The following is a 12,771-nucleotide window of genomic DNA, read 5'->3' as shown; positions in this document are numbered from 1 at the left end:
CCGGACGAATGAACCGTTCCCGGAGCAGGAGGCCTGCGGACGCCGGAATTACAGGAAGTGAGCCGCTGTCATTCTGGCGCCGTTGCCTGCTCAGCGGGTCCCATTCTCCTTCTCCCCCTCCTGCCGGCTCAGTTCACGGTAACGTGTCGGAGTGATGTCCTCCTGTTTTTTGAATATCCGGTTGAAATAGCTCTGCTGATAGCCGACCTGCAGGGCGACATCGTTCATCTTCAGATCCGTGTCACGCAGCAGTTCCTTCGCCCTCTCGAGCCGGAGTTCCGTTACATAATCGATGAAATTCTGCCCGGTGACCCGCTTGAACGACTTGCTGAGCAGAAAAGGGCTGGTGCCTGTATGATCCGCACAGCTGTCCAGCGAGATATTGTCCATATAATGCTGCTGAATGTACAGCATCGCCTGATCAATCGTCCGCCTTATCCCGGCGTCGGAGCGCTCGCACAGCTCCTTCAGGAAGGGAGCGATAACCTGCGTGCGGAACCAGGAGAGAATCAGCCCCGGCTCATGGATCTGCGAGAGGCTGGCATACAGATTCCTGCCGCCGAACAGCTGGCTCGGGTACATCCCGGCCTCCAGCACCGCATGAAGGATCGCGCCGAGCAGATGCAGCATCCCCTGCTGTACGTCGATCACCTTCGCGCCGCCTGCGGAGAGCGTCTCCAGGAATTCCTCCAGCAGCCGGTCCGCTTCCTCCGCTTCGCCGGTCCGCAGCGCCTGAATCAGCCCGCGCTCCAGCGCGAAGGAATACTGCGGCATAGGTGTGCCCTGTCCCTCGCGCTCCAGCTGCTCCAGGCTGATGATCTGGTTCCCGCCCCCGTACCTGCTGTGGCTGGCCGCCTGCTTCGCCGCCTCGAAGGACCGCGGAATCGCGGAGATGCTCCCGATCCTTGCACTGTAGGCCACCGTGGCCTGAAGCTTAAGCATCCGGCTCAGGGTAGCCGCCAGTTCTTCACCGAAGGCGGCCACCCGGGCCGGGTCCGGGCCGCTTCCCGGTTCCATCAGCAGCATACCGGAGGTAAGATCATGCAGATTAACAGTCTCCGCCCGCCCGAAATGCTCACGGGCAAGCTCCAAGGTAATATTCACGGCCGCGAACGAGACCAGACTCTCGTCGCCGCTGCGGAACTTGGCCTCCAGGCTGGAGATGCCGGTCAGCTGGATATACACCACTACGAATGAACAGTTCTCCACTTCCCACTTGTACTGCTTCATCCGGCTCTGCAAGTCCTGTTCGGAATAGGCATACAGATACCCCTGGAACAGCTGGTGGAGGAAGCTCTGCTGCACATGCGGAAGCTGCTCCGAGAGCGTGTATTCGAGGGCATGCTGCTGTCCGTGCAGGTTCTGCCAGTGCCGCTCGATCAGCGTCAGCTCATCCACCCGCTCCCCGGAGGCCGCATGTTCGGGTAGCAGCGTCTGAAGCAGGCGGCGGACCGGCGAATAGATTTTGCGGGAGGCAATCCAGGACAGGACTGCCGCCAGCAACAAGGCGCACAAGCTGACCATGATAATCATCCGGGACAGCCGGACCACCGGAGAGGTGACGCTGGAGATCGGCGAAGCCGATACATACCGCCATTCACTGGCAATCCGCGAGAAATCACCATAGGTCACCGCATAAGTAACCCCGTTCCAGTCGTAGAGAAATGAGCCGCTGTCCTGGCTGCCTCTGCCCGTAATAGCAGCCCGCAGCGCCGTAACGAGCGGCGAGGGCGCATCCATCCCGCCCCCCGAGATGAAGAGTCCGCCGGATTTCTGCTCCATGAACACCTCCCCCGTGTTGTACGGAGTCATGGTCCGCAGCAGCGCCGATACCTTCTCTGTATCCATACGCAGCAGCAGCGCCCCGAAGGGCTCCCGGCTGCCGCCGGGGATGTGGTGCACCAGCGTCAGCTCCTTCTGCTCCGGCTTCTCCGGTTCAAAAGCCCACTTCGTCCAGTACGTGCTCCGCTCCTGCTTCAGCAGCTTCGAGTACAGCGCTTCCTCCTCCGCAGCCAGCGTCCCGTACTCCGTGCCGAAGCGCACCGGCTGATTACCGGCCAGATACAGCTCAACCTGCCGCACCATGGAATTCGAGCCCTGCATGACTACCAGCGTCTTCGTAATATCCCAGGCCCGCTCATGATTGCGGATGAAATCCATGTTGCTCAGCGCATAGTCAAACTTCGGATCGAATGCCCAGTGGGCCAGCATCAGCTCCAGATTAGACAATTGATCATTGATGTTGTCCGCCCGCTGCTCAATCTGCCGGTTATGCATCCGGAGCAGCTCCTTCTCCAGATTTCCCCCGGCCATAAAATAGACCAGCAGCCCGATGATCAGCCCGGGAATGGACGAGACGATCAGCACAATAATGAGATTATTGCGGTAATAACGGCCCTTGCGTCCCGTCCGGCCTCGCGTATACCTGTTCCGTGCTCCTGCCCCTTCATTCTCCATTGGTTTCACCAGCCGAATCCTTAGTTTAGAGTTGCAGCTATGCAGCCACAGCGGGGACAGACCGGCCGGAGACTGGAGCAGGACCGGGTTTTACTTGCCCGCTGAGGCGTACAATTCGTTCATTTCCTTCACAAGCTCATCTCCGCCGGTCTTCCGCCATACCTCAAAAGCGGACTTCAACCCGGCCTCATCCATCTGGCCGACAATGAATTTAATGCGCGCATCGTTGATTACGTTATCCAGCTGTGAGCCTTTTTGCGTATAGACTGCCGAGATCAGCGCTTCCGCCGGATTGGTCACAATCGTCGCTTCATTCGTCTTCTGTACCTCGGTCTGCTTCAGCCGCAGCGGGGTCTGCTTCACTTGCTTCGCCTTGTCCTCCGGGATGAACGGCAGCATCTGGTTCAGGCCTTCCACTTCCGATTCCAGCAGAACGGTATCGCTGGAGCGTTCGATGTATCCATCCACCAGCTTGTAATGCACGCCTTCAATTCCATAGTTCAGCATCGTCTGCAAATCCTCATCATTCAGCCGGTCCAGGAAGGCCAGCACCTGCTTCAGCTCCTCCTCGGTCTTGACCGAAGACTTCGGAATCGCCAGCATGCCGGAGAAGCCGGAGGTCGGGAGAGTATGCAGCGCGCCGTCCGCTCCGCTCACACCGCCGATAACATCCATATAATGACGCTCCGGCTCATCTTTGCCTTCCTTTTGGAGGGCGGCATGAATCTTATCATCCAGCCGTGCCGCATTATCGACCACATCGACAATGACGCCGGCCTTGTTGTTGACGACAGGATCATTCCATTTGGAGCTGTCCATTACCGCGAAATCGGCGTTGATCAGCTGCTCGTCGTATAGCTTTTTCATGAATTTAAGCGCTTCCAAATACTCAGGGTATTCATGCTCAGGTACCAGCTTCCCATCCTGCACGCCCCACTTGTTCGGAGAACCGAACCACAGCTTCATCGTATCGAAGCCGCTGGCCCACTGGCCGGTCCACTTGACCAGCACCATGCCGTACGTATCCGCTTGGCTGTTGCCGTCCGGGTCCTGCTCTTTGAATGCTTTTAACATATTATAGAAATCATCCACGGTCTTCGGGGTCTCAAGCCCGAGCTTCTCCATCCAGTCCTTGCGGAACACCACGCCGTTGCGTCCCAGCGCCCGCCCTCTGTAGATCCCGTAATTCTTGCCGTCGATGGCCGAGTTATTCAGAATCACTTCCTTTGCCCCGCTGAGATTCGGATAATCCTTGAGATACGGTCCCACCTCCCAAAAAGCGCCGGATCTCGCCGCATTGACGAAGCTGGACGCTTTCACGTCACCTACATACATAATATCAGGCAGCTTGCCGGAAGCCAGCGTAATATTGAATTTGTCCGCATACGACGCATTCGGCACCCATTCGAAATGGATTTTGGTGTTCGTCAGCTCCTCCAGCTTGGCGGCGACCGGACTGCCGTCCTTCGGATAATTAGTTTTGAAAATCGGCAGCATCAGCGTCAGCTCAAGCGGCTTCTCTCCCTTGGCTGTACCGTCCGCCTTCCCGCTTTCAGCGGCAGGGTCCTTCTGTCCCGCTCCCGCATTCTCCCCATTTCCGCCGCAGCCGGACAATACACTTAGCAGCATAATCATAGCCAGCAGCATGAACAACCCTTTTTTCGCAGACCGTGAACCTCTGCTCCGCTTCATCTTCTTCATCACTTGGCCTCCCTTTATATGTTGACTAACCGCTTACCCTTTAACTGAACCCAGCATCACCCCTTTGGCAAAATGCTTCTGCAGAAACGGATACACGCACATAATCGGCAGGGTGCCGACCACGATGACGGCCATTTTGATCGACTGCTCCGGCGGCTGTACGAAATTCGGGTCCATGGAGCTGAGATCCCCCGCTGCCGACTGGGATAACATAACGATCTGGCGCAGCATCACCTGCAGCGGCCACTTGGACGGATCGTTGATATAGAGCAGCGCCGAGAAGAAGTTATTCCAGTGTCCGACCGCATAAAAGAGCGTGAACGTCGCCAGCACCGGCTTCGACAACGGCAGCACAATCCTCCACAGCAGCCCCAGTTCCGTGCAGCCGTCGATGCGCGCCGCCTCCTCCATCTCAGCGGGAAGCTCCTGGAAGAAGTTCTTCACGATAATCAGGTTGAAGGCGCTGATCGCCCCCGGAAGAATTAAGGCATTCAGCGTATCGAGCAGATGCAGCTCCCGGATTACCAGATAGGTGGGAATCATCCCGCCTCCGAACAGCATCGTGAATATCACCAGATTGAGGATCAGATTGCGGCCCATCAGGTACCGCTTCGCCATCGGATACGCCATGGTAACCGTGAAGAACAGATTGACTGCCGTCCCGATCACTGTCACGTACAGCGATACCCCGATGCTGCGGACAATGGTATCTGTGGAGAAAATAAACCGGTAAGCGTCCAGCGAAATGGTCGTCGGAACCAGAAAGACAGCGCGCTTCGTAATTTCCGCCTCGGTGGCGAAGGAACCGGCGACGACAAACAGGAACGGCAGAATGGCCGCGATCCCGATGATGCCCAGCACCAGGTAATTAAACACGTCAAAGGTAATCTCTCCGGCGCTGCGGTAACGTTTAGCCACACTCTTGGCCTCCTTTTCAATATAATCCCGATTCGCCTGACTTCTTGGCGAGCCAGTTGGTGCCGAGCACCAGCACGACCCCGATCACCGATTTGAACAAGCCGACTGCAGTGCTGTAGCTGAATGCCCCCTGGGTAATTCCCAGCGCATACACATAGGTATCGAAGACCTCTGCCACCTCGCGGTTCAGCGCATTCATCATCAGATAGATTTGCTCGAAGCCGTTATCCAGAATCGTACCCATCCGCAGAATCAGCAGAATGACAATCGTACTGCGGATCGCGGGCAGCGTAATATGCCAGGTCTGGCGCCAGCGGCTGGCTCCGTCCACCACGGCGGCTTCATATTGCTCCACATCGACACCGGCCAGCGCAGCGAGGAAAATAATCGTCCCCCAGCCGCATTCCTTCCAGATGGTCTGCAGAATAATCATCGGGCGGAACCAGTCGGGATTGGCGAGGAAATCGATCTTGCGCCCGGTAACCGTGAAGAGGAATTCATTGACCGCACCGCCCTGGGTCGTAAGGAACACGTAAGAGATACTCGCGACGATGACCATGGAGATGAAGTGGGGCACATAGATCAGCGTCTGAATCGTCCTTTTGTAGAAGGACAGCCGGATCTCATTCAGCAGCAGGGCCAGGATAATCGGTGCCGGGAAAAAGAACACCAGATTATACAGCGACAGCACCAGCGTATTGCGCAGCAGCATGAAGAAATCAGGGTTCTGAAAAAACGTGCGGAAATGCTCAAGACCCACCCAGCTGCTCTGCCAGAAGCCCAGAAATGGCTGGTAATCCTTAAAGGCGAGCAGCACTCCCCACATCGGCACATATTTGAACACCAGGAAATATAGGAGTCCGGGGCTGAGCAGTATGTAGAGCCATTTATCCCGCTTCAGCCGTCTGAAGCGCTGCTCGCGTCTGCTGCGGCGGAAGCTTGTACCCGCGCTTACCTCTGCTGCCCCCAATGCCGCTCCTTGCTTCATTTACATTCACCTCCGTATAGATAAGCAGCCTGGCTACTTCGCTTCACTACATTACCGTGGCTGCGCTTTCTATTATGGTTGGCGGGTGTTTTTCCGGCAATCGGACTTTTTGGACAGCGCTGCGTATGGCTTCAGCGCCGCTTCCGCAATAAAGTCCAAAACCGGCAAAACTTTACTATTGCATGTGGGTGAGAGGAACGGATATGATGCCGGGAGATTATGGGGAAGAGACATTATATAAATTAAACCTTGTAAATACTCGGTATGGGATAGCCGTGACTCCAGAGAAGTTTTGGGCTTTCGGCCGCTGCCCTTCTGCAGATTTCTTTGATTAGACCGCTGTTCGCGGTAGAAATCCGGTGACAGGTAATGCTTCCGAAGCGAGCTTTCCTGCGGAAAGCTTTCAGGCGGACGCTACCGCTCCTCCAGCTCCAAAATTCCCTTCCGCCACTTTTCCCTGTCTGTATATTTTCAAATTCAATTGATATAGATCGAAAAAAGTAAAAATACATCGCCCGTGTGGGCTTTTTCCAGGAGGTTAAAAGAATGAAGCAAAAACTATATTACGGTGCTGCGTGGTACCCGGAGCTGTGGGGGGAGGCTGAGCGGCAGCAGGATCTTCGGCTCATGCAGGAGACCGGGATTAATCTGGTACGCATGGGCGAATTCATCTGGTCGCTGCTGGAGCCGGAGGAGGGTTCCATCGATGTACGGCCGTTCGCTGAGCATATCCTTCAGCTACATGATCACGGCATCGATACGGTCATGTGTACGCCGACCGCGACCCCGCCGATTTGGCTGACTCACGGGCACCCGGAGCGCCTGCACATCCGGGCAGACGGGGCGGTAATGAGCCACGGGTCCAGACAGCATGTCTGCACGAATAATCCTTATTTCCGGCAGCGGGCGGCGCTGATCACGGAAGAGATGGCCCGGGTGCTGGGGCAGCTCCCGGGCCTAGCCGCCTGGCAGCTCGACAATGAACTTAAGGCACATGTGGCGGAATGCATGTGCGGTTCCTGCCGCTCCCTGTGGCATGAGTGGCTGGAGCACCGTTACGGAAGCATCCGCGAGCTGAATACAGCGTGGGGAACCGGCGTGTGGAGCCAGACCTACCAGCGGTTTGATCAGGTGCCGCAGCCGGTGGCTACGCCTTTTCTGCATAATTCCTCGCTCGTCACCCAGTACCGGTTGTTCCAGATGGAGAAAGTCACGGAGTTCGCGGGGGAACAGGCAGCGATCATCCGCCGCTATTCGGCGGCTCCGATCACGCACAACAGCAACGTTCCTTTTCATCTGGACAATGAGCAGCTGTTCCGGGAGCTTGATTTCGCTTCGTTCGACACCTACGCCTCTCAGGCCAACAGGCACGCTTATCTGCTGAACTGTGATCTGTGGCGCGGGTTCAAGCACGGGCGGGATTTCTGGCTGATGGAGACCGGACCGGCCTATGCCGCTTCGCTTACAAGCTACGGCGAGCCGCACCCGGACGGCTATCTTACCGCCGAAGCCGTGGCTGCCTACGCGCTAGGGGCAGGCGCCTTCTGCTATTGGCTGTGGCGGCAGCAGCGCACGGGCAGCGAACAGACGCACAGCTCGATCATCAGCGCCTGGGGTCAGCCTGCGCTCGGCTACAACAATGTGCGTGCGGCTTCCGCCGCCAGGCTGCTTATTGAGCCGCACATGCTGAATACCCGGCCGGTGCAGGCCGAGGTGGCGATTACGTATTCGGACCGGGCCAAGGCGTTCCTGGCCACGGAGCCGCACCGGCAGCTGAACTACCGCTCCCTGCTGGGGGATTTCTACCGGCGGATACTCGATCTGGGCATTCACCGTGACCTGCTGCCGGAAGGCGGCGATTTATGCGGCTATAAGCTGCTGTTCACGCCTTTTGTTCATTATCTGTCGCCGGAATACATGCAGAAGGCGCTCGCCTTCGCTGAAGCCGGCGGCATCTGGATCGTGGGCCCGCTTAGCGGAGGGCGCACGGCGGAGCATACTCTGCATACAGATGCGGCGTTGGGAGAACTGGAGCGCTTCGCCGGGGTGAACACCACCTTCGTCTACCCGATGGAGGGGACGGGCAGCATCGGGGAGGCTTTCGGCTGCTCCGCGCCGCTGTCCCTGTGGAGCGCGGTGTTCGAGCCGCTGCCGGGCGGGGCCTCCGCGGTCGGCGTCATTACGGCGGGCCGGACGCCAGGCCTGGCCTACCTGACCGAGCAGCCCTATGGCCGGGGAGCCATCGTCATGCTCGGCTCGCTGCCCTCGGGCGGCGAGGGCGACAAGCAGCTGTGCGCGCTGATTGAGCATTACGCCGCCCGGGCAGGCGTCTCTATGCGCAGCGATGTCACGCCGGGCACCATTCTCTGCCCGAGAAGCGGCGCTGACGGTGAGCTGTGGACGCTGGTCAACATGGACGGGCTTGGCGGCAGCGTCACCCTGCCGCGCAGCGGGCAGGATGTGTTGACCGGCACTCCCGTGCCCGCCGGTCCGCTATCGCTTGGCGCTTATGAATACAGGCTGATTGCCCTGTAGTAGTGAATCATAATCCTCCTGCTGATGGCGGAGAACGCTGCCTCCCAGCAAACAAGTGGAAAAACGCAGCTTGCTGTGCTGGTTCCCAAGGAATTTCCGGAAGCAAGTGGATAAACAACAACTAATCATGGCCGTTTAGGCCAGTTTGGAGGAATTGGGTTCATTTAAGTGCTGTTTATCCAATTGCTGTTTTGGCAAAAGGGCGGTTGCCGCTCAACAGGTGGACTTTATCCAACTCTTTCCCTCCCGCATCATACGCGAGTGGCATAATCATAAGTCGCGTGTAGCTTACGCTGGCTTGGCCCTCCCCCTTGGCTGGTGTTTCACCAGCAAGAGGAAGAGTGTTACCTGTGCCCACGCCGGGCACAACACAAAAACACCCGGCAGTATCTCCCGCCGCCGGGTGTTTTCCTTTTACCATATCTGATTATCCGTTAGTCTTCTCAGCTTCTTCCGCCTGCTGGAGCAGCCCGATCTGATGCAGATGATTCAGCAGCAGCTGGTAATGGTCGGCCTTCTTCTGAACGGTAAGAACCAGCTTACGGAACTGGTCTGTGTCCTGGCCCGATTTCTCCAGAATACGCAGCAGGTCGCTGTTGATCTGCTCCACATCCTCCATGCTGCTCTCCTGGGACTCCTGGATTTTCTCCAGATGCTCGAAGACCTGCTCCTCTGCTTCTACAATCTCATTCATGTATAACGTGGACTCACCGATCTTCGCCGTGGTCTCGTTCATCGCGAGCGTTCCATCCCCGGACTTGCTGTGAATCTGCTCCATGACGCGGGTCATTCCTGAGAGTGAACCCATGATCTCCTTCACATGGCTGCGGGTGCTGTCAGCAAGCTTGCGGATCTCCGTGGAGACAACGGCGAAGCCGCGTCCATGCTCACCGGCCCGCGCCGCCTCAATCGCCGCATTCAGCGAGAGCAGATTCGTCTGCTCGGCAATATCCGTGATAATCTTGGCCAGCTGCTCAATGCTGTGGAAATGCTCCCGCAGATCCTCATTCAAAGCAACGAACTCCGTAAATACCTCCGAGGCCTTCTGCATTTCCGCAGAGATCTGGATGTTGGCTTCCTTGGCATATTCAATCTTGTTGGAGGAATAAGACAGGCTGCCGTACATTTCATTAATCAGATCTTCAGTCTGTCCGTTGTTGGTCTTCAAATGCTCCAGCAGCTGCTGAGTCCCGGCGATTTGGCCGATCATCTCCCCGCCGCCTGCCCGCAAGGCCTCGAAGTCCTCCACCAGTCGGGCCTCTTCCTTCAGGATAGCTCCAGTCTCAAGACGTACCTGCTCCGCCAGGGCATAAGCATGTTCCCCATAAGACACCGTGCCTGAAGCATGTGCAGAGGATACTTCGCTATCTTTACCGCTGTAAGGTACTGGTGTGTTAGCGACCGCTTCATCTATTGCGACTTTTCCCTCTGCTTTAACCGTCTCTGTGGATACGGCCGTATCCTTAACCGCGATCACACGCTCTGCCATGGCTCTCTCCGCTAACCCGCTTGTATTACTGTGACTTTGAACGCCTTCAGCAGAGGGAGTTCTCCCCCAAGCTGTGCGCAGTTTGCTTAACCACTCCATCCGATTTCCACTCTCCCTTATTCAACCAGCAGCAGAATCATCGTCTGATTGGCATGCTTAGTATAATATTGCTCTCCATAGCTGATGAAGCCTGTAGTGTTGCCGCAGAACCCAAGCATCTTCTCGTCAAAAGCTCCCCAAAGACCGTCCCGTGTAAACAACTGGTCCCGCAGCGTACAGTTAATATTGAGGACAAACGAAGGCTTGAACGGACTGCCGCCCAGCGTCTCCTCCAGTACTGCCAGCGGATCGGCTGAACTCAGCAGCTCCACATAAGTACTAGACATAATTTGGCTGTAAAAGGTGACAGAGCCGTCCGGATGAACCGCCTTCGGGGAGGCTATGATCAGATCATCCTCGTATCTTTTACCCAGCGGGCTGCTCAGAAAATGCTCTGCCAGCTCCTTCTCCGGCACGCCCAGGACACGCGCGTATTCCCCGGCCGCAGGACGCCCGTTGAAGGAGTAGACCCGTCTGCCGAACACATCGGCTTCGGTCACCAGCAGCGTCTTCCCGGACGGGACATATATATTCTCTTTGACCAGGGCGGTGCGGGCAGGCATATTGAAATAAATCCCCAGGTTCCGCACCCGCCGGGTTCCTATATAGAGGAAAGTCTCGCCGCGCTCATCGTCAGCCGCACTGCCGCCAATCACCTTAAATTGCGGGTCCATGAAATACAGCGAGGAGAGCAGCATCTCTTCCATCCCGCCTGTGCCGTCACAGAGCAGCATCAGAAAAGCGTTCGGATTGCCCCGTACCTTGCGGTAAGCAATCTCCAGCGTGCTTGCGCTAAGCACGGGAGGGTGCAGAATGCCCACAATCTCTGCTATACCGGCTTCATATTCAAAACCAGTAATTACGCCGCTGCGGTAGCCCTGCGGAGTATATTCGCCCTTGGTTGAGCACAATACTGCCCGCGAAGGCGCATGACGGGATAATTCCCGGACAGCCGCAGCCGCAGCGAACAGCACCAGGCCACGGTTCACATCCAGCTCCTCCAGATGGTGCCTGGCCTCGTCCAAGGTGTCAAAAGATACAGCAATCATTATGTATACCAAACCTTCCTTTGCGGAGTTTTCTCCCGCATACTGTTACTGAAAAATTAAGCTATAATTTTCAATACTACCTATGGTAAAACCAGAACTGGGTTCATTGTCTGTGAACAATATCGCAGCCTGTGCCGGGTTTCCATGATACGAGGTTGAGCCCTTCCTGCAAACCCTGTATCATGAATATATCACAGATCAGAGAAAAGAGGCTTCGGCATATGACCTATTCCCAACGCTCCACCCACCCTGCCGCCGCATCCGACTACACATATCTGGAGTATCAGATCGGCATAGCCGCCGATGAATTGGCAGTTGCTGTGAAGGCGCAGGACGAGCCCCGGGCAGAAGCTATCCGGCTTAAGATTGCTGAACTCGAAGACAAGCTTGCGCTGCTTGAGGATTAAGCACAACTACTCTATCTCAACTACGGAAGGACGGCTGGTACAATGGCGATACGCGGATATTACTTTGCGATGGAAGATGAACTGGTGCAGCAGGTTGCAGCAGGGAGCACCCCGCTGGAGAGCTTGAACATAGACAAATACCCGGGGCTGGATATCGACCGTACCTGGGAGGCGATTCACTACCTGCTATGCGGTGATATATCGGACGGGCCTGCGCCGCTTGGATATGTGGTTCCGCTGCATTCAGACCAAGGCATCGAGTTCGGGGCATACGGGGCATTCTGCCTGCGTGCCGGACAAGTGGCCGAAGCGCTTGACGCCATCTCCGGGCTGGATGAAGCGCAGCTTCGCCAGCAGTATGACTTCCAGACCATGGCCGAGGAGGAGGTCTACCCGCTGGACCCGGATACGGTGTCTGACGATGATGCGGATGCCTTCTTTGCCTACCTGCTCCAGTTCTTCACCGAGATCCAGCGGTTCTACAGCCAGACTGCGGCCGCTGGTAAAGGCATTATTTTCTATTTGTTTTGAAGCCTGGCTCTCCTGTCAGATGATGCGCTGGACTGGCTGGGCTGGGTGGGTGTCCGGGCGGGTGAGGGGCGTGCGCCGAATTCGGGTGCACTTGTGCTCCTCATTGGCTCGTTTCGGCCGTTTGCGCCGATGAGGTGCACTAATGCACCTCATCGGCCTCCCTCTTCCCATCCGCCAGCCTATCTGAGGGATTTGTACACTTGATTTCCTTATTCTGCCCACTTCCAGCCTGATCTGAGGGATTTATACACTTGATTTCCTCACTTAGCCCACTTCCTGCATAATCAGAGGGATTTGTACACTTGATTTCCTCATTCAGCCCAGTTCCAGCCTTATCTGAGGGATTTATACACTTGATTTCCTCACTTAGCCCACTTCCTGCATAATGAGAGGGATTTATCCCTGTGATTTCACGATTCAGCCACGCTTCCGGCCTAACTGTGGTCAGGGGAGGAGGCGGGAATCCATCTCCCCTTCCGTTACCACCATAAAAGGCTATCCCCGTCACTGCTGACAGCGGGATAGCCCAATCACTCAGTTACTTCACACCATTCTCACTCTAGCTCATCTAGCTCAACCTAACTCATCTCTGTCTCA

At 56.5% G+C, this 12,771-nt stretch carries 9 protein-coding genes; 3 read left to right on the top strand and 6 right to left on the bottom strand.

Annotated elements, in window-relative coordinates:
* Window positions 1-90: 90 nt before the first annotated feature.
* The 4 genes from NSS83_RS28275 to NSS83_RS28260 all read right to left on the bottom strand — a co-directional run bounded on the left by NSS83_RS28275 (window position 91) and on the right by NSS83_RS28260 (window position 6,064).
* Entirely contained in the window at window positions 91-2,457 is a 2,367-nt protein-coding gene (locus tag NSS83_RS28275; protein WP_341348776.1) for an AraC family transcriptional regulator, read from the bottom strand.
* A gap of 90 nt (window positions 2,458-2,547) precedes the next feature.
* Complete coding sequence (locus tag NSS83_RS28270; RefSeq protein WP_341348775.1) at window positions 2,548-4,149, bottom strand: extracellular solute-binding protein; 1,602 nt, start codon at window positions 4,147-4,149, stop codon at window positions 2,548-2,550.
* A gap of 42 nt (window positions 4,150-4,191) precedes the next feature.
* Window positions 4,192-5,076 carry a carbohydrate ABC transporter permease gene (locus NSS83_RS28265; RefSeq protein WP_036696562.1) on the bottom strand — a complete coding sequence of 295 codons (885 nt, stop codon included), beginning with the start codon at window positions 5,074-5,076 and terminating at the stop codon, window positions 4,192-4,194.
* A 16-nt stretch (window positions 5,077-5,092) separates the two neighbouring features.
* Window positions 5,093-6,064, bottom strand: a complete 972-nt coding sequence (locus NSS83_RS28260; RefSeq protein WP_341187688.1) for a sugar ABC transporter permease — start codon at window positions 6,062-6,064, stop codon at window positions 5,093-5,095.
* Between the two features lie 546 nt (window positions 6,065-6,610).
* Here NSS83_RS28260 and NSS83_RS28255 point away from each other — a divergent pair.
* A complete protein-coding gene (locus tag NSS83_RS28255; protein WP_341346962.1) occupies window positions 6,611-8,599 on the top strand; it encodes a beta-galactosidase in 1,989 nt (662 codons plus the stop codon).
* A gap of 427 nt (window positions 8,600-9,026) precedes the next feature.
* On the opposite strand, the gene NSS83_RS28250 is transcribed toward NSS83_RS28255, so the two are convergent.
* Window positions 9,027-10,088 carry a methyl-accepting chemotaxis protein gene (locus NSS83_RS28250; RefSeq protein WP_341346961.1) on the bottom strand — a complete coding sequence of 354 codons (1,062 nt, stop codon included), beginning with the start codon at window positions 10,086-10,088 and terminating at the stop codon, window positions 9,027-9,029.
* Between the two features lie 116 nt (window positions 10,089-10,204).
* Complete coding sequence (locus NSS83_RS28245; RefSeq protein WP_341346960.1) at window positions 10,205-11,236, bottom strand: FIST N-terminal domain-containing protein; 1,032 nt, start codon at window positions 11,234-11,236, stop codon at window positions 10,205-10,207.
* A gap of 221 nt (window positions 11,237-11,457) precedes the next feature.
* Here NSS83_RS28245 and NSS83_RS28240 point away from each other — a divergent pair, with 221 nt between their 5' ends.
* Both NSS83_RS28240 and NSS83_RS28235 read left to right on the top strand, forming a co-directional pair.
* Window positions 11,458-11,643: a hypothetical protein gene (locus tag NSS83_RS28240; RefSeq protein WP_036696552.1), complete on the top strand. Its 186-nt coding sequence runs from the start codon at window positions 11,458-11,460 to the stop codon at window positions 11,641-11,643.
* Between the two features lie 42 nt (window positions 11,644-11,685).
* The gene (locus NSS83_RS28235; protein WP_341346959.1) at window positions 11,686-12,174 is read left to right on the top strand and encodes a YfbM family protein; all 489 of its coding nucleotides are present in this window, start codon (window positions 11,686-11,688) and stop codon (window positions 12,172-12,174) included.
* The last annotated feature ends 597 nt before the right edge of the window (window positions 12,175-12,771 follow it).

Source organism: Paenibacillus sp. FSL H3-0469 (genome assembly GCF_038051945.1).
Taxonomy (GTDB): Bacteria; Bacillota; Bacilli; order Paenibacillales; family Paenibacillaceae; genus Paenibacillus_AQ.
The sequence above is the reverse complement of the archived record's forward strand: the minus strand, read 5'-3'. Positions and strand labels throughout refer to the sequence as shown.